This is a genomic window from Burkholderia sp. MR1-5-21, assembly GCF_053427715.1.
In genome coordinates this window covers 194,945-214,545 of record NZ_JBSAXD010000009.1, presented here as the reverse complement: position 1 = coordinate 214,545, position 19,601 = coordinate 194,945, and the positions used below count along the sequence as shown (strand labels likewise).

Here is a 19,601-nt window from a genome sequence, read left to right as displayed (position 1 = left end):
CTGCATGAACGAATCGTTCCCTCGTCAGAATACCGGCGGCGCCGCGCGCGCCGTCCGCGCCGCGCTTGCCGCGACGCTCGTCGCGCTCCCGCTGGCCGGGATGGCGCCGCTCGCCCATGCCGAGAAGGCGGACCAGAGCAAGCCGATCAACGTCGAGGCGGACAACCTGACTTATGACGACCTGAAACAGGTGACCGTCGCGACCGGCAACGTCGTGATCACGAAGGGCACGATCGTCATCAAGGGCGATCGCGTCGAAGTGCGGCAGGATCCGGAAGGCTACCAGTACGCGACGTCGTACGGCAGCAGCAAGAAGCACGCGTCGTTCCGCCAGAAGCGCGAAGGCCTCGACGAATACATCGACGGCGACTCGGAACGCATCGACTACGACGGCAAGCAGGACCTGACGACGCTCACGACCGCCGCGACGGTGCGCCGCCTGCAGGGCACGTCGACGATCGCCGACACCGTGCACGGCAGCGTGGTCACGTACGATGGCCAGCACGACTTCTACACCGCGAAGGGCGGCAAGGACGTCGCGGCGCCAGGCAACCCGAACGGCCGCGTGCGCGCGATGCTGTCGCCGAAGAACGGCGGCCCCGCGCCGCTGAACGGCGCGCCGGCCAAGCTCGCGCCGTCGACCTCGATCCAGGGGGCGCCGGGCCAATGAACGCACTACCGAACCGCCAGCCGGCCGGCACCAGCAGCTCGCTCGTCGTCCGCAACCTGAAGAAGCGCTACGGCTCGCGCACGGTCGTCAAGGACGTGTCGCTCGACGTGAAGAGCGGCGAAGTCGTCGGCCTGCTCGGCCCGAACGGCGCCGGCAAGACCACGTCGTTCTACATGATCGTCGGGCTCGTACCGCTCGACGCGGGCGAGATCTCGCTGAACGGCAGCTCGATCAGCCTGCTGCCGATCCACAAGCGCGCGTCGCTCGGGCTGTCGTACCTGCCGCAGGAAGCGTCGGTGTTCCGCAAGCTGACCGTCGAGGAAAACATCCGCGCGGTGCTCGAGCTGCAATACGGCGACGACGGCAAGCGCCTGTCCAAGGACGCGATCGCGTCGCGCACCGAAGCGCTGCTCGACGAGCTGCAGATCGGCCACCTGCGCGAGAACCCGGCGCTGTCGCTGTCGGGCGGCGAACGCCGGCGCGTCGAGATCGCGCGCGCGCTCGCGACCAACCCGAGCTTCATCCTGCTCGACGAACCGTTCGCGGGCGTCGACCCGATCGCGGTGCTCGAGATCCAGAAGATCGTCAAGTTCCTGAAGCAGCGCAACATCGGCGTGCTGATCACGGACCACAACGTGCGCGAAACGCTCGGCATCTGCGACCACGCGTACATCATCAGCGACGGCTCGGTGCTCGCGGCCGGCGCCCCCAGCGAAATCATCGAGAACGAAAGCGTGCGCCGCGTGTACCTCGGCGAACACTTCCGCATGTAACGCACCGTCACGGCAACGCCCTGTGCGGCCCCGCCCGGCTCTGCCGCGCGGGGCCGCGCCCCGTTTCGCCCCCATTCCTTGCCGCGCGTAATCGCGGATGGCCCAATGCACCTGCGTCGTGGCAAACTCCGGGTATGACTCCCTCCTTGCCATGAAAGCCAGCCTTCAACTCCGCCTGTCGCAACATCTGGCGCTGACGCCGCAACTGCAGCAGTCGATCCGGCTCCTGCAGCTGTCGACGCTCGAACTCCAGCAGGAAGTGGCGATGGCGGTCGCCCAGAATCCACTGCTCGAGAACGACGACGAATGGATCGCGAGCCCGCTGCGCGTTGCAGCGGACGGTTCGCTGATCGCGCAGACGCCGCCCGCATCGAACCCCGAGCCGATGGCCGGCACCAATGGCACCGGCCAGACCGGCGAGCGCGCCGAGCGCGACGAGCCGTCCGGCGGCGACGATTACGACGGCTACGCGAACAGCGACAGCGGCGACGGTCCGCAGTGGAACCTCGACGAATTCGGCCGCGCGAGCGGCGCGTCCGACGACGACGACCTCCCGCCGCTGCAGGTGCAGGAAGCCGCGACGTCGCTGCGCGACCATCTGTCCGCGCAGCTGCGCGTCACGCAGGCCGGGCCGCGCGACCGCGCGCTCGTGATGTTCCTGATCGAATCGCTCGACGACGACGGCTACCTGACCGCGACGCTCGACGAGGTGCTCGCCGACCTGCCGCCCGAGCTCGAGGTCGACTGCGACGAATTGAACGCCGCGCTCGCGCTGCTGCACAGCTTCGACCCGTCCGGGGTCGGGGCCCGCTCTGCATCCGAATGCCTGAAGCTGCAGTTGCTGCGGCTCGATCCGTCCCCGGCGCGCACGCTGTCGCTCGAGATCGTGTCGCAATACCTCGAACTGCTGGCCGCGCGCGACTTCACACGGTTGCGCAAGCACCTGAAGACGACCGACGACGCGCTGCGCGACGCGCACGCGCTGATCCGCTCGCTGGAGCCGTTCCCCGGCGCCGCATACGGCAAGGCCGAGGCCGACTACGTCGTGCCCGACATCATCGTGAAGAAGGCCGGCCAGGGCTGGCAGGCGGAACTCAATCCGGAAGTCGTGCCGCGCCTGCGGATCAACAATCTCTACGCGAACATCCTGCGCAACAGCCGCGGCGATCCGTCCGCCGGTTCGCTCAAGCAGCAACTGCAGGAAGCGCGCTGGCTGATCAAGAATATCCAGCAGCGCTTCGACACGATCCTGCGCGTCGCGCAGGCTATTGTCGAACGTCAGAAGAATTTCTTTGCGCACGGCGAAATTGCGATGCGCCCCTTGGTTTTGCGGGAGATTGCTGATACGCTGGGCCTACACGAGTCAACTGTCAGCCGTGTGACAACCGGGAAGTACATGCTGACCCCGTTCGGGACGCTTGAATTTAAGTACTTCTTCGGATCTCACGTCTCGACCGACACCGGTGGCGCCGCATCGTCGACCGCCATCCGTGCCCTGATCAAGCAACTGATAGGAGCCGAAGACCCAAAATCGCCTCTTTCGGACAGCCGAATTGCCGAACTGCTGGCAGAACAAGGCTTCGTGGTCGCGCGCCGCACGGTTGCCAAGTATCGCGAAGCCCTCAAGATCCCGGCAGTGAATCTGCGCAAGTCTCTTTAAGCCTGCTGCCTGCCCGGCGGCAGGCGTGTTCCGGCCGCCGCGCCTTCGGCGGACAAGCCGGGCGACCTGTCCGCAATCGGCCGCCTCGGGCGGCACGGGCAAGTCGACCGGACGACCGCATCGAAGCGGATTGGTGGTCACTCGCTTGGAGAAGCACTATGAACCTGAAGATCAGTGGACATCATCTCGAAGTCACGCCTGCAATTCGCGAATACGTGATCACCAAGCTGGACCGGGTGCTACGGCATAGCGATCAGGTGATCGATGGCACTGTGATCCTCTCGGTCGACAACCACAAGGAAAAGGACAGGCAACAACGCGCGGAAATCAATCTGCATCTGAAGGGCAAGGACATCTTCGTCGAAAGCGCAAACGGCAACCTGTATGCGGCCATCGATCTGCTGATCGACAAGCTGGACCGCCAGGTCGTCAAGCACATGGAGCGCCTGCAAACGCACGCGCACGAACCGATCAAGCATCAGCCGGCCGTCGAACAGATCGAACTGCCGCCGCAATGACCGCTTCATAACCGCTTCATCGCATCAGTACGCCGCCCGGTTCGCCGGGCGGTTTTTTTATGCCCGCGTGCAACGGCGCGGGCACCGTGCCCCACTCGCGCCAGGCGCCCGAGCGCGTCGCGCCACGCGCTCGGCTGTGTTCTATAATGCTCCGGTTATTGCCGGGGGGCGTTGGGTACGGTCACCGTGCCTTGCAGGTCTCCATCGCCTAACGCCTTGATATTGCCAACCATGGAAAATCAGTCTGCCGCCGCGAGGAGACCCCAGGCCGCCCAATCGCCTGCCAACATGAATCGCCTAGCCAAAATCCTGCCCCTAGAGAACGTCGTCATCGACCTCTCCGTCACCAGCAAGAAACGCGTCTTCGAACAAGCCGGGCTGATGTTCGAGAATCAGAACGGCGTCGCCCGCAGCACCGTCACGGACAACCTGTTCGCGCGCGAGCGCCTCGGCTCGACCGGGCTCGGCGAAGGCGTCGCGATTCCGCACGGGCGCATCAAGGGCCTCAAGCATCCGCTCGCCGCGTTCGTGCGGCTCGCCGATCCGATTCCGTTCGAGGCGCCCGACGGCCAGCCGGTTTCCCTCCTGATTTTCCTGCTCGTCCCCGAGCAAGCCACCCAGCAGCACCTCGAAATCCTGTCGGAGATCGCGCAACTGCTGTCCGACCGCGATGCGCGCGAGCGTTTGCACAACGAAACGGATCGCGTCGAGTTGCATAGCCTGCTCACTCAGTGGCAACCTTGAGTTGATCCGGGCGTAAATTTTCCCGAACGAGGCGGCGCAAGCCGCCGTCCCGGGCCGCCCGGCGCCGGCCCGGCATGGCGACGCCCGTCGCCACGCGCAAGCACCGGCTCACTGGAGTGACGGACTCATGGATACGTCCAGCATCAACGCCCAGAGCATCTTCGACGACAACGCGGCCACGCTGAAGCTGAGCTGGCTGACGGGGCATGAAGGCTGGGAACGCGGCTTTTCGGCCGACACCGTCGCCAATGCGACGTCGAGCGCCGACCTCGTCGGCCACCTGAACCTCATTCACCCGAACCGGATCCAGGTGCTCGGCGAAGCCGAGATCGACTACTACCAGCGGCAGACCGACGAGGACCGTTCGCGCCACATGGCCGAGCTGATCGCCCTCGAGCCGCCGTTCCTCGTCGTCGCCGGCGGCGCCGCCGCGCCGCCCGAACTGGTGCTGCGCTGCACGCGCTCGTCGACCCCGCTGTTCACGACGCCGATGTCGGCCGCCGCGGTGATCGACAGCCTGCGCCTCTACATGTCGCGCATCCTCGCACCGCGCGCGACGCTGCACGGCGTGTTCCTCGACATCCTCGGGATGGGCGTGCTGCTGACGGGCGATTCGGGTCTCGGCAAGAGCGAACTCGGCCTCGAGCTGATCAGCCGCGGCCACGGACTCGTCGCCGACGACGCGGTCGACTTCGTGCGTCTTGGCCCCGATTTCGTCGAAGGGCGCTGCCCGCCGCTGCTGCAGAACCTGCTCGAAGTGCGCGGCCTCGGCCTCCTCGACATCAAGACGATCTTCGGCGAGACCGCCGTGCGCCGGAAAATGAAGCTGAAGCTGATCGTTCAGCTCGTGCGCCGTCCCGACGGCGAGTTCCAGCGCCTGCCGCTCGAAAGCCAGACCGTCGACGTGCTCGGATTGCCGATCAGCAAGGTGACGATCCAGGTCGCGGCCGGCCGCAACCTCGCGGTGCTCGTCGAGGCGGCGGTCCGCAACACGATCCTGCAGTTGCGCGGAATCGACACGTTGCGCGATTTCATGGATCGGCAACGACTCGCGATGCAAGATCCCGATAGCCAGTTCCCCGGCAAGCTTGTGTAACTCGCACCGGCCGGTCGCGCAGCGCGGGTGCGTGTTGCCGGTGCTATGATGAAACGTCAGGATTTTCTGCTTCCCATGCGCATTGTTCTCATCACCGGCATTTCCGGCTCCGGCAAATCCGTCGCGTTGAACGCGCTGGAGGACGCAGGCTACTACTGCGTCGACAACCTGCCGCCGCACGTGCTGCCCGAGTTGACCCGCTACCTCGCCGAAGAGGGCCAGCAGCGGCTCGCCGTCGCGATCGACGCGCGTTCGAGCGCATCGCTCGACGAAATGCCCGGCCTGATCCGCACGCTGTCGTGCGATCACGACGTGCGCGTGCTGTTCCTCAATGCGAGCACGCCGGCGCTGATCCAGCGCTTTTCCGAAACGCGCCGCCGCCATCCGCTGTCCGGCTCCCCGTCGCACGACGCCGACGTCGGCCTGCTGTCGTCGCTCGAGGAGGCAATCGAGCGCGAGCGCGAACTCGTCGCGCCGCTCGCCGAATTCGGCCACCAGATCGACACGAGCAACCTGCGTGCGAACGTGCTGCGCACCTGGGTCAAGCGCTTCATCGAGCAGAAGAACAACGACCTGATGCTGATGTTCGAATCGTTCGGCTTCAAGCGCGGCGTGCCGCTCGATGCCGACCTGATGTTCGACGTGCGCGCGCTGCCGAACCCGTATTACGACCATGAATTGCGCCCGCTCACCGGGCTCGACCAGCCGGTCATCGCGTTTCTCGACGCACTGCCGATCGTCCATCAGATGATCGACGACATCCATGCGTTCCTGATCAAATGGCTACCGCACTTCCGCGAGGACAACCGCAGCTACCTGACCGTCGCCATCGGCTGTACGGGCGGCCAGCATCGCTCGGTCTTCATCGCGGAAACGCTCGCCGCGCGCCTCGCGCGCGAGGCGAACGTGATCGTGCGGCATCGTGACGCGCCCGTGGATGTCGACGCGTCGTCGCGGCTCGTGACCGAGGTCGACAGACCTTAGCGACGCCGCTTCTCCGCAAGCGCCATGTCCTCTCTATCGACCACCCTGCTCGACCTGCCGCTGTTTCCGCTACATACGGTGCTGTTTCCTGGAGGCCTGCTGCCGCTCAAGGTCTTCGAGGCGCGTTATCTCGACATGGCGCGCGCGTGCCTGCGTGACGACGCACCGTTCGGCGTCTGCCTGCTGAAGAGCGGACCGGAAGTCGCGCAGGAAGGCGCCGTATCGGTGCCCGAAACGATCGGCTGCATGGCACGCATCGTCGAATGCGACACCGGCGAATTCGGGATGCTGTTTCTGCAGGCGATCGGCACCCAGCGTTTCGAGCTGCTGTCGTATCGCGTCGAGGCCAACGGGCTGATCGTCGGCATCGCCGAACCGCTGCCCGACGACATTCCGCTCGAGGGCGAGCAGGCGCTCGCACAGTTCGGTGCATGCGCCGAGGTGCTGGAACGCATCATCGACGCACTGAAACAGAAGATCGACAAGGACAAGGAAAAGCTGCCGTTCTGCGAGCCGTTCCGGCTCGACGATCCGAGCTGGGTGTCGAACCGTCTTGCGGAACTGTTGCCGCTCGACTTGCGCGCGCGGCAGAAGCTGATGGAGTTTCCCGACGTCGGTGCGCGCATCGACGCCGTGCATCACGTGCTGAACCGGCACGGCTGGCTCTGACGCGACGGCGCACGCACCGCGGCGCGCGCCCCGCGCATTACATCACATCAGCGGTCACAACAGCGAACCGCCCAATCCGTCGAGCAGCTTGCGCACCGGCGCGGGCACGCCGTACGCATCGAGCCCGCTCAGCGGCACCCATGCAGTCTGCGCGTCCTGTGCGACGAATTCGGCGCCACCGTCCGCCATCTCGCTCAATCGCGGCTCGATCTCGAGCTTGAAATGCGTGAACGTGTGCGTCAGCGGCGCGAGCGGCACCGGGCCGCCGCCGCCGAATCCGCGCGCGCGCTCGGCCAGCGCGGCGTCGCCGTCGGCCTCCGGCAGGCTCCAGAGCCCGCCCCAGATGCCGGTGGGCGGACGCCGCTCGAGCAGCACGGCATCGCCGTCGCGCAGCACGAGCATCCACGTCTTCTTCGTCGGCACCTTTTTCTTCGGACGCGCGGCCGGCAACTCACGCTGGCGGCCCGTCGACTGCGCGACGCAATCCCCCGCGAACGGGCAGCGCGCGCAATCCGGCTTGCCGCGCGCGCACAGCGTCGCGCCGAGATCCATCAGCCCCTGCGTGTACGCGCTCACGTCGGCCGCGTTGGCGGCGTCGGGCAAAAGCGATTCGGCAAGCGCCCACATGTCGTTCTCGACGCGCTTCTCCCCCGGGAAACCCTCGACACCGAACACCCGTGCGAGCACGCGCTTCACGTTGCCGTCGAGAATCGTCGCGTGCGCGCCGAATGCGAACGACGCGATCGCCGCGGCGGTCGAGCGGCCGATGCCGGGCAGTTCGGCGAGCGCGTCAGGCGTCGACGGAAACGCGCCGCCGTGCTCGGCGACCACGACCTGCGCGCAGCGGTGCAGGTTGCGCGCGCGCGAGTAGTAGCCGAGGCCGGCCCACAGCGCCATCACGTCGTCGATCGGCGCGGCCGCGAGCGCGGCGACGTCGGGGCAGCGTTCGAGAAAGCGCAGGTAGTACGGCACGACGGTCGAGACCTGCGTCTGCTGCAGCATGATTTCCGACAGCCAGATGCGATACGGGTCGCGCGTGTTCTGCCATGGCAGGTCGTGGCGTCCGTGCACGCGCTGCCACGCGATCAGGCGCGTGGCGAACGTGCGGTGCAGCGGCGTGACGGGAAACGGAACGGGAGCGGTACGGGGTGGCTTCAAGGTTGCAAGAATGTGGCGAAAGGTTTAACGCTGGCAGGCCGGACAATAGTAGGTCGACCGCTGGCCCTGCACGATCTGCCGGATCGGCGTGCCGCACACGCGGCAAGGCTGCCCGGCGCGATCATAAACGAAGCAGTCGAGCTGGAAGTAGCCGCTCTCGCCGTTGCTGCCGACGAAATCGCGCAGCGTGCTGCCGCCGCGGTCGATCGCATCGGCGAGCGTCGCGCGCACGGCTTGCGCGAGCCGCTCATAGCGCGGCAGCGACACCTTGCCGGCTGCGGTGGTCGGCCGGATGCCCGCGCGGAACAGGCTCTCCGACGCATAGATGTTGCCGACGCCGACGACGATGTCGCCCGCGAGCAGCGCCTGCTTGACCGACACCGAGCGCCCGCGCGTGCGCGCGTGGAGCAGCGCACCGGTGAAGGCCGGCGAAAACGGCTCGACGCCGAGGCCGGCGAGGAGCGGATGGGCGTGCACGTCGCCGGCCTCGCGCGGATGCCACAGCACGGCGCCGAAACGCCGCGGATCGCGAAAGCGCAGCACGAACTCGTCGAAAATCCAGTCGATGTGGTCGTGCTTCGCGGCGGCGGGCGGTGCGCCGGCCGTCGGCAGCACGCGCAGCGTGCCCGTCATGCCGAGGTGCACGATGAACCAGCCGGCATCGACTTCGAACAGCAGATACTTGCCGCGCCGCTCGACGCCGAGCACCTCGCGTTCGCGCAACTGCTCCGCGAGCCCGGCGGGCACGGGCCAGCGCAGCATCGCGGTGCGTACATCGACGCGCTCGACGCGACGGCCGGCGACAAAGGGTTCGATACCCCTGCGCGTCACTTCGACTTCTGGCAACTCTGGCATGTTCTCGGGGTCTTAAACTCGATAATGTCGATCGTGCGTGTATTGTAGCGAGCGCGTTACAATCGGCTGAAACATCGAACGGATTTCCATGACTCTGCCCTCGAAGCTGCTTCAGAAGCGCCCCGCCGCCGACGCGCGTGGCTCGCGCGCCTTCCCGATCCGCCGCGCGCTCGGCGCCGCGCTGGTCGCCGCATGGACGCTCGCCGCCTTCCCGGCCCACGCCCAGGATCCGGCTCCGGACGATGCCGAGTCTCAGAGCACGTTCGATCACGTGTTGCCGGACGAGAAAAAGGATCTCCCGAACGTCGCGCTGACGAGCCAGATCGTCTACCAGGTGCTCGCCGCCGAAGTGGCGCTGCAGCGCAACCAGCCGGCGCCTGCGTTCCAGACCTACATCGCGCTTGCACGCGACACGCGCGATCCGCGCATGGCGCAGCGCGCGACCGAAATCGCGCTCGGCGCGCAGAGCCCGGCCGATGCGCTGTCCGCCGCGAACCTGTGGCGGGAGTACGCGCCCGATTCGAATCGCGCGTCGCAGGTCGACGCCGCGTTGCTGGTGCTCTCCGGCAAGCCGGCCGACGCGCAGCCGATGCTCGCGCGCGAACTGGCACGCGCGGCCGGCGACACGCGCGGCCCCGCGATCCTCGCGCTGCAGGCGCTGCTCGCACGCGGTGCCGACCGCGTCGGCGGCCTCGCGGTGCTGAAGGACATGCTGAAGAACGACATGAACCGTCCCGAGGCGCAGCTCGCGATCGCCCGGCAGCAGCTCGCGGTCGACGACAAGGACGGCGCCGCGCAGTCGCTGAAGCAGGCGCTGCAGCTCCGGCCGGACTACCTGCCCGCGGCGCTGATGCTGTCGCAGATGGGGCCGGCGGAGCGCGCGGCGGGTATCGTGTCGTTCGAGAAATATGTTCAGCAGAATCCGAAGTCGCGCGACGCGCGCCTCGCGCTGTCGCAGCTGTATCTCGCCGACGACCGGCTCGGCGAAGCGCAGAAGCAGTTCGAGACGATGCGCAAGCTCGACGCGAAGGACCCGACGCCGCTGATGGCGCTCGCGCTGATCAAGATCCAGCAGAAGAAACTCGACGATGCGACGGCCTACCTGAAGCAATACGTGCAGCTCGGCGAGAAGGATCCGAATCTCGACGTCGGCCAGGGCTACATCTACCTCGCGCAGATCGCGATCGACCAGGGCAACGACGCGCAGGCGTCGCAGTGGCTCGACAAGGTCGACCAGACGAGCCAGCACTACCTCCCCGCGCAGATCACGCGCGCGGAGCTGCTGCAGAAGCAGGGCAAGACCGACGAGGCGCGCAAGGTGCTCGACAACCTGTCGGTCACCGATCCGCGCGACGCCGCCGTGATCGCGCGCACCGACGCGTCGATCCTGTTCACCGCGAAGCGGTACAACGAAGCGGAAGCGCGCCTGTCGCGGGCAGTCGACGATTTCCCGGACGATCCGGACCTGCGCTACGACTATGCGATGGCGGCCGAGAAGACCGGCCACTACACGACGATGGAAAAGCAGCTGCGCGAACTGATCCGCACGCAGCCCGACAACCCGCAGGCGTACAACGCGCTCGGCTATTCGCTCGCCGATCGCAACCAGCGCCTGCCCGAGGCCAGCAAGCTGATCGAGAAGGCGGTCGCGCTCGCGCCGAACGACGCGTACATCATGGACAGCCTCGGCTGGGTGAAGTACCGGATGGGCGACACGGCCGGTGCGACGAAGATCCTGCAGCGCGCGTACGACCTGCAGCCGAATGCCGAAATCGGCGCGCATCTCGGCGAGGTGCTGTGGAAGACCGGCGCGCAGGAAGAGGCGCGTTCCGCATTGCGTGCGGCGCAGAAGCTCGAGCCGGACAACGACACGCTCGTGCAGACGCTCAAGCGCCTCCAGATCAACGGCCTCTGATGCAGGTATTCCGGATGTTTTCCCCGTCTTCCCGTGTGGCGCGCGGCGCTGCAGCGGCCGCTGCGGCGCTCGCGCTGGCCGGCTGCGCGAGCACGCCGCCATCGGCGAGCGCGCCGTCCGGCGGCGTGCTGCAGAGCGCCGCGACGCACGCGTATCACGGCCGCTTCGCGGTGCAGTACAGCGACCGCCTCGGCAAGCCCCAGAACGTGTACGGCAACTTCGACTGGCAGGAGCACGGCGACGACGTGTCGCTCGAACTGCGCAGCCCGCTCGGCCAGACGCTCGCGATCGTCAGGTCGTCGCCGCGCGAGGCGTCGCTCGAGCTACCGAACCGCCAGCCGAAATTCGCGCCGGACGTCGGCGAGCTGATGCAGAACACGCTCGGCTTCGCGTTGCCGCTCGCCGGCCTGCGCTACTGGCTGCTGCCGACCCCTGCCCCCGAAACGCCTGCGCAGACGGTACGCGACCCCGACGACGGCACGCGCATCAAGCAGATCCGCCAGGACGGCTGGACCATCGATTACCTTGCATACGCGGATGCGCCGGCCACCGGCGTCAAGCGCGTGAACCTCGTGCGCGAGGCGCCTCCGCTCGACATCAAGCTCGTGCTCGACCAGTGAGCACGCACGCAGCCCGACACGACACCAGCATGACCGACTCGACCCGCTCGCTGCGCAACTGCCTTGCGCCCGCGAAACTCAACCTGTTCCTGCACATCACCGGCCGCCGTCCGAACGGCTACCACGACCTGCAAAGCGTGTTCCAGCTGCTGAACTGGGGCGACACGCTGCACTTCACGCTGCGCGACGACGGCAAGGTCGCGCGCGCAACCGACGTGCCCGGCGTGCCCGAGGAAAGCGATCTCGTCGTGCGCGCGGCGAACCTGCTGAAGGCGCACACGGGCACCACGGCCGGCGTCGACATCGAAATCGACAAGCGCCTGCCGATGGGCGCAGGCCTCGGCGGCGGCAGCTCCGATGCGGCGACGACGCTGCTCGCGCTGAACCGCCTCTGGCAAGTGAATCTGTCGCGCGCCGAATTGCAGTCGCTCGCGGTGAAACTCGGCGCGGACGTGCCGTTTTTTATTTTTGGAAAAAATGCATTCGCAGAGGGTATCGGAGAAGAATTAGCTGAGGTAGAATTGCCGACTCGCTGGTTCCTGGTTGTGACGCCGCGAGTTCATGTCCCGACTGCTGAAATTTTTTCAGATAAGTTGTTGACAAGGGATACGAAGCCAGTCACAATAGCAGACTTTCTTGCACGACAAAGCAGCGACGCAGGATGGCCAGACAGCTTCGGCCGGAATGACATGCAGCAAGTTGTGACAAGTAAGTACGCGGAAGTTGCGCAGGTGGTCAAATGGTTGTATGATGTGACCCCCGCGAGGATGACCGGCTCCGGAGCAAGCGTGTTTGCAGTGTTTCGCAGCAAACAGGAGGCAGAAGCGGTGAAAGCCAATCTGCCCGCCGGTTGGAACGGCGCAGTTGCCGAGAGCCTGAACGAGCATCCGCTCTTCGCTTTCGCGTCATGAAGTTTTACTTTGCCGGATGACCTACAGTTCGGCGAGGTTCAAGTTAAGTGTAGGGGAGTCGCCAAGTTGGTCAAGGCACCGGATTTTGATTCCGGCATGCGAGGGTTCGAGTCCTTCCTCCCCTGCCAAAAATTTTCCCGCATTTCCCGCCCAAGCCCGAAGCAGGTGCACGATGAGCAGCCACAGCCATGACGGCCTGATGGTCTTTACTGGCAACGCGAATCCCGCGCTTGCTCAGGAAGTCGTCAACATTCTTGGTATTCCCCTCGGCAAGGCAATGGTCAGCCGTTTCTCCGACGGCGAGATCCAGGTCGAGATCCAGGAAAACGTGCGCGGCAAGGACGTCTTTGTCCTGCAATCCACGTGCGCACCGACCAACGACAACCTGATGGAACTGATGATCATGGTCGATGCGCTGAAGCGCGCATCCGCAGGCCGGATCACCGCAGCCATCCCCTACTTCGGCTACGCCCGCCAGGACCGCCGCCCGCGTTCGGCGCGCGTCGCGATCTCGGCGAAGATCGTCGCGAACATGCTGGAAATCGCCGGCGTCGAGCGGATCATCACGATGGATCTGCACGCCGACCAGATTCAGGGCTTCTTCGACATTCCGGTCGACAACATCTACGCAACGCCGATCCTGCTGGGTGACCTGCGCAAGCAGAACTACTCGGATCTGCTCGTCGTGTCGCCGGACGTCGGCGGCGTGGTTCGTGCCCGTGCACTCGCGAAGCAGCTGAACTGCGATCTCGCAATCATCGACAAGCGTCGCCCGAAGGCGAACGTCGCCGAAGTGATGAACATCATCGGTGAAGTCGAAGGCCGCACCTGCGTGATCATGGACGACATGGTCGACACCGCCGGCACGCTCTGCAAGGCCGCGCAAGTGCTGAAGGATCGCGGCGCGAAGCAGGTATTCGCTTACGCGACGCACCCGGTGCTGTCGGGCGGCGCCGCTGACCGTATCGCCGCTTCGGCGCTCGACGAACTCGTCGTCACCGACACGATCCCGCTGTCCGCCGAGTCGCTGGGCTGCTCGAAGATCCGCTCGCTGACAAGCGCGAGCCTGCTGGCCGAGACGTTCTCGCGGATCCGCCGCGGCGATTCGGTGATGTCGCTGTTCGCGGAATCCTGATCGGATACCGACACACAAAGCATGCGTAGAAAGCGAAGCGGCAACGCTTCGCTTTTTGCACAATCGGCCGGGACTTACGAAACCCCGGTCATTTCATCGGGGGCCGCGCTGTCGTCGGCCCCGTTTTACTGCCTGGTCGCGGGCAGCAAATGGAGAAACACATGAAAGTCGTCGCTTTCGAGCGCCAACTGCAAGGTACGGGTGCGAGCCGCCGCCTGCGCAACGCCGGTAAGACCACGGGTATCGTCTACGGTGGTGAAGCAGCGCCGCAAATGATCGAGCTCGATCACAACGCCCTGTGGCACGCGCTGAAGAAGGAAGCCTTCCACTCGTCGATCCTCGACCTCGAAGTGGCCGGCGCATCGCAGCAAGTCCTGCTGCGTGATGTTCAGTACCACCCGTTCAAGCAACTCGTGCTGCACGTGGACTTCCAGCGCGTCGACGCGAAGAAGAAGCTGCACACGAAGGTGCCGGTTCACTTCGTGAACGCCGAGACGAGCCCGGCCGTGAAGCTGGCAAGCGCGATCATCGCGCACGTCGTGACGGAAATCGAAGTCGAGTGCCTGCCGGCCGACCTGCCGGAATTCGTCGAAATCGATCTGTCGAAGATCGAAGCAGGCCAGTCGCTGCACGCGAAGGACATCGCACTGCCGCAGGGCGTCGCGCTGACCTCGCACGTCGAAGCTGAAAACCCGGTCGTCGCGTCGGCAGCCCTGCCGGCTGGCGCCGTGGCGGACGCGGCTGAAGGCGAAACGCCGGCAGCCTAAGCGCCCTTTCGATCCGTTTCACGAAACGGTCGACGCAACCCGCCGCGGCTTGCCCGGCGGGTTTTTCTTTTTTTGCGCCCAGGCGGCTTGCGGCCGCCATCGAAACGTCATGATCAAACTGATCGTCGGCCTCGGCAATCCCGGGGCGGAATACACCGCGACGCGCCACAACGCCGGCTTCTGGCTGATCGACCAGCTGGCCCGCGACGCGGGCGCGACGCTGCGCGACGAGCGCCGCTTCCACGGCTTTTACGCGAAGGCCCGCCTGCACGGCGAAGAAGTCCACCTGCTCGAGCCGCAGACCTACATGAACCGCTCCGGCCAATCGGTCGTCGCGCTCGCGCATTTCTTCAAGATCCTGCCTGACCAGATCCTCGTCGCGCATGACGAGCTCGACCTGCCGCCCGGCACCGTCAAGCTGAAGCTCGGCGGCGGCAGCGGCGGCCACAACGGTCTCAAGGACATCTCCGCGCACCTGTCGACGCAGCACTACTGGCGGCTGCGGATCGGCATCGGCCACCCGCGCGACCTGATCCCCGAAAGCGCACGCGCCGGCGCGAAGCCGGACGTCGCGAACTTCGTGCTGAAGCCGCCGCGCCGCGAAGAGCAGGACGTGATCGACGCAGCGATCGAGCGCGCGCTCGCCGTGATGCCGATGGTCGTCAAGGGCGAACTCGACCGCGCGACGATGCTGCTGCATCGAAACGGCTGACACCGCGCCGCACACGGCACGCCGCTTGCGCGCGGTGCACGAACGGGAACGCGCACGCCACGTCGCACCGCGCGGCGCGCATGAGGTAATCTCGTGCTTTTACCCGTCAGGAGCCAAGCGGTGAGCCGTTACTGGAGCGACGTCGTTCAGCAACTCGTGCCCTACGTGCCGGGCGAACAGCCCGCACTCGCGCACCCGGTCAAGCTGAACACCAACGAGAATCCCTATCCGCCGTCGCCGCGCGTCGTCGCGGCAATCGCGCATGAACTCGGCGAGGCCGGCGACGCGCTGCGCCGCTATCCCGATCCGCTCGCGCGCAAGCTGCGCGAGACGGTCGCCGCCCATCACCACATCGCACCCGAGCAGGTCTTCGCCGGCAACGGCTCCGACGAAGTGCTCGCGCATACGTTCCAGGCGCTGCTCAAGCACGACCGGCCGCTGCGCTTCCCCGACATCTCGTACAGCTTCTACCCAACCTACGCGCGCCTGTACGGCGTGCGATACGACGCGCTGCCGCTCGCCGACGATTTCTCGATCCGCGTCGACGACTACCTCGGCGATGCGGGCGGCGTGCTGTTCCCGAACCCGAACGCGCCGACCGGCCGCGCGCTGCCGCTCGAGGACATCGAGCGGATCGCGGCGGCGAACCCGTCGTCGCCCGTCGTGATCGATGAGGCCTACGTGGATTTCGGCGCGCAGTCGGCAATCGCGCTGATCGACCGCTACCCGAACCTGCTCGTCGTCCATACGACGTCGAAGGCGCGTTCGCTCGCCGGGATGCGGGTCGGTTTCGCGTTCGGCCACGCCGGGCTGATCGAGGCGCTCAACCGCGTGAAGGACAGCTTCAACTCGTATCCGCTCGACCGGCTCGCGCAGGTCGCGGCACAGGCGGCGTACGATGACGACGCCTACTTCGACGCGACCTGCCGGCGCGTGATCGACAGCCGCACGCGGCTCACGCAGGCATTGGAGGGATTGGGATTCGAGGTGGTGCCGTCGGCCGCGAACTTCGTGTTCGCACGCCATCCGGCGCACGACGCGGCCACGCTCGCGGCGCGGCTGAAGGAACGGGAGATTTTCGTGCGGCACTTCAAGCTGCCGCGGATCGACCAGCATCTGCGCATCACCGTCGGCACCGACGCCGAATGCGACACGTTCGTCGCGGCACTGGGCGACCTGCTGAGGTAAGCAGCGAACGAAGCCGCGAACGGCACAAGCGCGGCGCGGGCGGCACATGCCGCCCGGCCTGTCATTGCGTCACGATGCGTCGTCGCCCTTCGCGGCGATCAGCGCGTGGTACTTCGCCATCAACTGCTCGTGCGTTTCCTCATGCTGCGGGTCACGCGGAATGCATTCGACCGGACACACCTGCTGGCACTGCGGTTCGTCGAAATGGCCGACGCACTCGGTGCACTTGTTGGGGTCGATCACGTAGATTTCCGGGCCCATCGAAATTGCGCCGTTCGGGCACTCGGGCTCGCACACGTCGCAATTGATGCACTCGTCGGTAATCGTCAAAGCCATACTGATCTCACTTCATCGGGCCGGGGGCCGATTTCGCGGAGAAACCGGCCGGCGCCACTTTACGCGGCAGGGCCTGGGGCCTGTTCCCCCGAATAACGCACGTTCCCGTTATTACCAAAATTCACTCGTGGGGCTGGCCGCCAGAAGGGCCGATCGCCACGTCATGCTCCTTGCGAATACGCCGCTGCGTCCCATTCCTTGCGCTCGGCCCTTCTGGCGGCCAGCGCAAGCCCGTTATTCGGGGGAACAGGCCCCACCCATCGTGGCCACTTTTTCCGTCAGCCACTTCTCGACCGACGGGAACACGAACTTGCTGACATCTCCGCCCAACTGGGCGATTTCGCGCACGATCGTCCCGGAAATGAACTGGTACTGATCGGACGGCGTCATGAACATCGTCTCGACGTCCGGCAGCAGATAGCGGTTCATCCCCGCCATCTGGAACTCATATTCGAAATCGGACACGGCGCGCAGGCCGCGCACGATCACCCGCGCGTTGTTGATGCGGACGAAATCCTTCAGGAGGCCGGTGAAGCCCATCACCTTCACGTTCGGGTAATGGCCGAGCACCTCGTTCGCAATCTCCAGCCGCTCTTCCAGCGAGAAGAACGGCTTTTTCGCGCGGCTGTCGGCGACGCCGACTACCAGCGTATCAAAAATGCTCGACGCGCGCCGCACGAGATCTTCGTGCCCACGCGTCAGCGGATCGAACGTACCCGGATACACGGCGACTACCATGTCGCTCCTCCTGTCATCACGCAAATGAGGGTGCAGCCGTGCGACGCGCACACCACTGCCGAGATGGGCGCACGTCGCGGGGACCGCGCGACGCCTCTTTTGGAACGCGCATTATTCATCATTTTCGCGTCGCAGCAAATGATAGTGAACCGCGCCCGCCTTGCCATGCTTTGCAATCTGCCAGCCGGCGAGCGCGTCGTGCGCGGCCGGATCGAGTTCCTCGCCGGTCTCGACGTACAGCGCGCCGCCCGGCGCGACCAGCGGCGCGGTCAGCGCGATCGCGCGGGCGAGCACGGCCGCGTCGCCGAACGGCGGATCGAGGAACACGACGTCGAACGCGCCCGGCGTGAGCCCGGCCGCAAGGCGCAACGCATCGGCCTCGGCGACCTCGACCGCGCGCGCGCCGAGCTTGTCCTTGATCGCGCGCAACTGCTGCGCCGCACGCGGATGGCGCTCGACCATCACCACGCTCGCCGCGCCGCGCGACGCGGCCTCGAAGCCGAGCGCGCCGGTGCCGGCGAACAGGTCGAGACAGCGCTGCCCGTCGAGATCCTGGCCGAGCCAGTTGAACAGCGTCTCGCGCACGCGATCGGGCGTCGGCCGCAGGCCGTCGAGATCCAGCACCGCGAGCGGCGTGCGTTTCCAGTCGCCGCCGATGATGCGGACCATGTGCGGCTTGCCGCGGCTGGTGGGGGCCGCTGGGCGGCCGGGAGATGAACGGGACATACGGAAGGAAGATCGACTACGGAGGACCGGGCGCGCACGGGGCGCGCCGCCAAACAGGCGCACGTTACCACAAGCGGCGCCGCAAGCTGGCGCAAGCGCAGCGCGCTCGCCTGATAAAATGCGTGGTTTCGGCAGTCGCGCGCTGCGCCCGCACGGGTGTGCGCGACGGCCCGCACGCAGTCCGCGCGCCCACCGGTGGCGGCCTGCCCTCTTCCCGACGTCAGACCATGTTCAGTTTCTTCAAACGATTCAAGAAAACGCAGGAGCCGACTCCCGCGGAATCGCTGCCGGAAGACTTGCCGCAACCGGAAGCGCAGCCCGCCGACAGCCGGCCGGCCGATGTGTCTCCGGCGAGCGTGCCGCAAGCACCGCCCGCACGCGCAACGGCTGCGCAGCCGCCGGTTTCGGCCGAACCCGCCGCGCCATCCGTCGTGATGACGGTCACGCCGACCGGCAACGGCCGCGACGAAGTCGTCGAGACGGTCGAGATCGTCCCGCCGCCCGCGCAGGATCCGTCCGCCAGGAAGTCGTGGCTTGCCCGGCTGAAGTCGGGTCTCGCGAAGACGGGCTCGAACATCACGAGCGTCTTCGTCAACACGAAGATCGACGAGGATCTTTACGAGGAGCTCGAAACCGCGCTGCTGATGTCCGACGCGGGCGTCGACGCGACCGAGTTCCTGCTCACCACGCTGCGCGAGAAGGTGCGCGCGGGCCGACTGACCGATCCGCAGCAGGTCAAGGCCGCGTTGCGCGACCTGCTCGTCGAGCTGCTGAAGCCGCTCGAGAAATCGCTGATGCTCGGCCGCGCGCAGCCGCTCGTGATGATGATCGCGGGCGTCAACGGCGCAGGCAAGACGACCAGCATCGGCAAGCTCGCGAAGCATCTGCAGAGCTTCGACCAGTCGGTGCTGCTGGCCGCCGGCGACACGTTCCGCGCAGCCGCTCGCGAACAGCTGACGGTCTGGGGCGAGCGCAACAACGTGACGGTCGTGCAGCAGGAAAGCGGCGATCCGGCTGCAGTGATCTTCGACGCAGTCAGCGCCGCACGTGCGCGCGGCATCGACGTGATGATGGCCGACACGGCCGGGCGCCTGCCGACGCAGCTGCACCTGATGGAAGAGCTGAAGAAAGTGAAGCGCGTGATCGCGAAGGCGCACGACGGCGCGCCGCACGAGGTGCTGCTCGTGATCGACGCGAACACGGGCCAGAACGGGCTCACGCAAGTGAAGGCATTCGACGATGCGCTCGGGCTGACTGGCCTCATCGTCACGAAGCTCGACGGCACCGCGAAGGGCGGCATCCTCGCCGCGATCGCGCGCCAGCGTCCGGTGCCGGTCTACTTCATCGGCGTCGGCGAGAAGGTCGAGGACCTGCAGCCGTTCAGCGCAGAGGAATTCGCCGACGCACTGCTCGGCTGAGCGCGATA

At 66.3% G+C, this 19,601-nt stretch carries 21 protein-coding genes and 1 tRNA gene; 17 read left to right on the top strand and 5 right to left on the bottom strand.

What is annotated here, in order from left to right; all coding sequences use genetic code 11:
- The first annotated feature begins 4 nt into the window (after window positions 1-4).
- The 8 genes from lptA to ACV229_RS15185 all read left to right on the top strand — a co-directional run bounded on the left by lptA (window position 5) and on the right by ACV229_RS15185 (window position 7,114).
- Window positions 5-670 (top strand): lipopolysaccharide transport periplasmic protein LptA, encoded by a 666-nt coding sequence (lptA, locus tag ACV229_RS15220; protein ID WP_448083933.1) that lies wholly within the window; start codon window positions 5-7, stop codon window positions 668-670.
- Window positions 667-1,443 carry an LPS export ABC transporter ATP-binding protein gene (gene lptB / locus ACV229_RS15215; RefSeq protein ID WP_448083932.1) on the top strand — a complete coding sequence of 259 codons (777 nt, stop codon included), beginning with the start codon at window positions 667-669 and terminating at the stop codon, window positions 1,441-1,443. Before lptA ends, lptB begins: the two co-directional genes overlap by 4 nt.
- A 151-nt stretch (window positions 1,444-1,594) precedes the next feature.
- Window positions 1,595-3,103 (top strand): RNA polymerase factor sigma-54, encoded by a 1,509-nt coding sequence (locus ACV229_RS15210; protein WP_448083931.1) that lies wholly within the window; start codon window positions 1,595-1,597, stop codon window positions 3,101-3,103.
- Window positions 3,104-3,261: 158 nt separating this feature from the next.
- Window positions 3,262-3,621: a ribosome hibernation-promoting factor, HPF/YfiA family gene (gene hpf / locus ACV229_RS15205; RefSeq protein WP_448083930.1), complete on the top strand. Its 360-nt coding sequence runs from the start codon at window positions 3,262-3,264 to the stop codon at window positions 3,619-3,621.
- Window positions 3,622-3,852: 231 nt separating this feature from the next.
- Window positions 3,853-4,365: a PTS sugar transporter subunit IIA gene (locus tag ACV229_RS15200; protein ID WP_448083929.1), complete on the top strand. Its 513-nt coding sequence runs from the start codon at window positions 3,853-3,855 to the stop codon at window positions 4,363-4,365.
- Window positions 4,366-4,492: 127 nt separating this feature from the next.
- Window positions 4,493-5,461 carry an HPr(Ser) kinase/phosphatase gene (gene hprK / locus ACV229_RS15195; protein ID WP_010090664.1) on the top strand — a complete coding sequence of 323 codons (969 nt, stop codon included), beginning with the start codon at window positions 4,493-4,495 and terminating at the stop codon, window positions 5,459-5,461.
- 75 nt (window positions 5,462-5,536) lie between these two features.
- The gene (gene rapZ / locus ACV229_RS15190; RefSeq protein ID WP_448083928.1) at window positions 5,537-6,445 is read left to right on the top strand and encodes an RNase adapter RapZ; all 909 of its coding nucleotides are present in this window, start codon (window positions 5,537-5,539) and stop codon (window positions 6,443-6,445) included.
- A 24-nt stretch (window positions 6,446-6,469) separates the two neighbouring features.
- On the top strand, window positions 6,470-7,114 hold the full coding sequence (locus ACV229_RS15185; protein ID WP_448083927.1) for an LON peptidase substrate-binding domain-containing protein: 645 nt from the start codon (window positions 6,470-6,472) through the stop codon (window positions 7,112-7,114).
- Between the two features lie 54 nt (window positions 7,115-7,168).
- Here ACV229_RS15185 and mutY read toward each other — a convergent pair whose 3' ends face one another.
- Both mutY and mutM read right to left on the bottom strand, forming a co-directional pair.
- Window positions 7,169-8,272 (bottom strand): A/G-specific adenine glycosylase, encoded by a 1,104-nt coding sequence (gene mutY / locus ACV229_RS15180; RefSeq protein WP_448083926.1) that lies wholly within the window; start codon window positions 8,270-8,272, stop codon window positions 7,169-7,171.
- A gap of 24 nt (window positions 8,273-8,296) precedes the next feature.
- Window positions 8,297-9,127: a bifunctional DNA-formamidopyrimidine glycosylase/DNA-(apurinic or apyrimidinic site) lyase gene (gene mutM, locus ACV229_RS15175; protein ID WP_448083925.1), complete on the bottom strand. Its 831-nt coding sequence runs from the start codon at window positions 9,125-9,127 to the stop codon at window positions 8,297-8,299.
- Between the two features lie 88 nt (window positions 9,128-9,215).
- On the opposite strand from mutM, the gene ACV229_RS15170 reads away from it, so the two are divergent.
- From ACV229_RS15170 to hisC, 8 genes are all read left to right on the top strand, one after another.
- Window positions 9,216-11,042: a tetratricopeptide repeat protein gene (locus tag ACV229_RS15170; RefSeq protein WP_448083924.1), complete on the top strand. Its 1,827-nt coding sequence runs from the start codon at window positions 9,216-9,218 to the stop codon at window positions 11,040-11,042.
- Window positions 11,042-11,662: a lipoprotein insertase outer membrane protein LolB gene (gene lolB, locus ACV229_RS15165; RefSeq protein ID WP_448083923.1), complete on the top strand. Its 621-nt coding sequence runs from the start codon at window positions 11,042-11,044 to the stop codon at window positions 11,660-11,662. The genes ACV229_RS15170 and lolB overlap by 1 nt, the downstream gene beginning before the upstream one ends.
- A 29-nt stretch (window positions 11,663-11,691) precedes the next feature.
- The gene (ispE, locus tag ACV229_RS15160; RefSeq protein WP_448083922.1) at window positions 11,692-12,573 is read left to right on the top strand and encodes a 4-(cytidine 5'-diphospho)-2-C-methyl-D-erythritol kinase; all 882 of its coding nucleotides are present in this window, start codon (window positions 11,692-11,694) and stop codon (window positions 12,571-12,573) included.
- A gap of 51 nt (window positions 12,574-12,624) precedes the next feature.
- Window positions 12,625-12,701 (top strand) — tRNA-Gln (locus tag ACV229_RS15155).
- A gap of 44 nt (window positions 12,702-12,745) precedes the next feature.
- Complete coding sequence (locus tag ACV229_RS15150; protein WP_448083921.1) at window positions 12,746-13,708, top strand: ribose-phosphate pyrophosphokinase; 963 nt, start codon at window positions 12,746-12,748, stop codon at window positions 13,706-13,708.
- 161 nt (window positions 13,709-13,869) lie between these two features.
- Window positions 13,870-14,475 (top strand): 50S ribosomal protein L25/general stress protein Ctc, encoded by a 606-nt coding sequence (locus ACV229_RS15145; protein ID WP_448083920.1) that lies wholly within the window; start codon window positions 13,870-13,872, stop codon window positions 14,473-14,475.
- Window positions 14,476-14,584: 109 nt separating this feature from the next.
- Window positions 14,585-15,187: an aminoacyl-tRNA hydrolase gene (pth, locus tag ACV229_RS15140; protein WP_448077099.1), complete on the top strand. Its 603-nt coding sequence runs from the start codon at window positions 14,585-14,587 to the stop codon at window positions 15,185-15,187.
- Window positions 15,188-15,307: 120 nt separating this feature from the next.
- Window positions 15,308-16,375 carry a histidinol-phosphate transaminase gene (hisC, locus tag ACV229_RS15135; protein ID WP_448083919.1) on the top strand — a complete coding sequence of 356 codons (1,068 nt, stop codon included), beginning with the start codon at window positions 15,308-15,310 and terminating at the stop codon, window positions 16,373-16,375.
- Window positions 16,376-16,444: 69 nt separating this feature from the next.
- On the opposite strand, the gene ACV229_RS15130 is transcribed toward hisC, so the two are convergent.
- The 3 genes from ACV229_RS15130 to rsmD all read right to left on the bottom strand — a co-directional run bounded on the left by ACV229_RS15130 (window position 16,445) and on the right by rsmD (window position 18,175).
- Complete coding sequence (locus ACV229_RS15130) at window positions 16,445-16,711, bottom strand: YfhL family 4Fe-4S dicluster ferredoxin (RefSeq protein WP_448077097.1); 267 nt, start codon at window positions 16,709-16,711, stop codon at window positions 16,445-16,447.
- A 234-nt stretch (window positions 16,712-16,945) separates the two neighbouring features.
- Complete coding sequence (coaD, locus tag ACV229_RS15125; protein ID WP_448083918.1) at window positions 16,946-17,449, bottom strand: pantetheine-phosphate adenylyltransferase; 504 nt, start codon at window positions 17,447-17,449, stop codon at window positions 16,946-16,948.
- Between the two features lie 111 nt (window positions 17,450-17,560).
- Window positions 17,561-18,175: a 16S rRNA (guanine(966)-N(2))-methyltransferase RsmD gene (gene rsmD, locus ACV229_RS15120; protein WP_448083917.1), complete on the bottom strand. Its 615-nt coding sequence runs from the start codon at window positions 18,173-18,175 to the stop codon at window positions 17,561-17,563.
- Between the two features lie 227 nt (window positions 18,176-18,402).
- Here rsmD and ftsY point away from each other — a divergent pair, with 227 nt between their 5' ends.
- Window positions 18,403-19,593: a signal recognition particle-docking protein FtsY gene (gene ftsY, locus ACV229_RS15115; RefSeq protein WP_448083916.1), complete on the top strand. Its 1,191-nt coding sequence runs from the start codon at window positions 18,403-18,405 to the stop codon at window positions 19,591-19,593.
- Window positions 19,594-19,601 lie beyond the last annotated feature (8 nt).

Bases quoted from the DNA above. Each gene is read 5' to 3' on its own strand.
- lptA (WP_448083933.1), top strand. From the start codon at position 5: ATGAACGAATCGTTCCCTCGTCAGAATACCGGCGGCGCCGCGCGCGCC.
- ACV229_RS15170 (WP_448083924.1), top strand. From the start codon at position 9,216: ATGACTCTGCCCTCGAAGCTGCTTCAGAAGCGCCCCGCCGCCGACGCG.
- rsmD (WP_448083917.1), bottom strand. From the start codon at position 18,175: ATGTCCCGTTCATCTCCCGGCCGCCCAGCGGCCCCCACCAGCCGCGGC.
- lolB (WP_448083923.1), top strand. From the start codon at position 11,042: ATGCAGGTATTCCGGATGTTTTCCCCGTCTTCCCGTGTGGCGCGCGGC.
- hprK (WP_010090664.1), top strand. From the start codon at position 4,493: ATGGATACGTCCAGCATCAACGCCCAGAGCATCTTCGACGACAACGCG.
- ACV229_RS15150 (WP_448083921.1), top strand. From the start codon at position 12,746: ATGAGCAGCCACAGCCATGACGGCCTGATGGTCTTTACTGGCAACGCG.
- lptB (WP_448083932.1), top strand. From the start codon at position 667: ATGAACGCACTACCGAACCGCCAGCCGGCCGGCACCAGCAGCTCGCTC.
- hpf (WP_448083930.1), top strand. From the start codon at position 3,262: ATGAACCTGAAGATCAGTGGACATCATCTCGAAGTCACGCCTGCAATT.
- ACV229_RS15145 (WP_448083920.1), top strand. From the start codon at position 13,870: ATGAAAGTCGTCGCTTTCGAGCGCCAACTGCAAGGTACGGGTGCGAGC.
- rapZ (WP_448083928.1), top strand. From the start codon at position 5,537: ATGCGCATTGTTCTCATCACCGGCATTTCCGGCTCCGGCAAATCCGTC.
- ACV229_RS15200 (WP_448083929.1), top strand. From the start codon at position 3,853: ATGGAAAATCAGTCTGCCGCCGCGAGGAGACCCCAGGCCGCCCAATCG.
- mutM (WP_448083925.1), bottom strand. From the start codon at position 9,127: ATGCCAGAGTTGCCAGAAGTCGAAGTGACGCGCAGGGGTATCGAACCC.
- coaD (WP_448083918.1), bottom strand. From the start codon at position 17,449: ATGGTAGTCGCCGTGTATCCGGGTACGTTCGATCCGCTGACGCGTGGG.
- ACV229_RS15210 (WP_448083931.1), top strand. From the start codon at position 1,595: ATGAAAGCCAGCCTTCAACTCCGCCTGTCGCAACATCTGGCGCTGACG.
- ftsY (WP_448083916.1), top strand. From the start codon at position 18,403: ATGTTCAGTTTCTTCAAACGATTCAAGAAAACGCAGGAGCCGACTCCC.
- ACV229_RS15185 (WP_448083927.1), top strand. From the start codon at position 6,470: ATGTCCTCTCTATCGACCACCCTGCTCGACCTGCCGCTGTTTCCGCTA.
- ispE (WP_448083922.1), top strand. From the start codon at position 11,692: ATGACCGACTCGACCCGCTCGCTGCGCAACTGCCTTGCGCCCGCGAAA.
- pth (WP_448077099.1), top strand. From the start codon at position 14,585: ATGATCAAACTGATCGTCGGCCTCGGCAATCCCGGGGCGGAATACACC.
- ACV229_RS15130 (WP_448077097.1), bottom strand. From the start codon at position 16,711: ATGGCTTTGACGATTACCGACGAGTGCATCAATTGCGACGTGTGCGAG.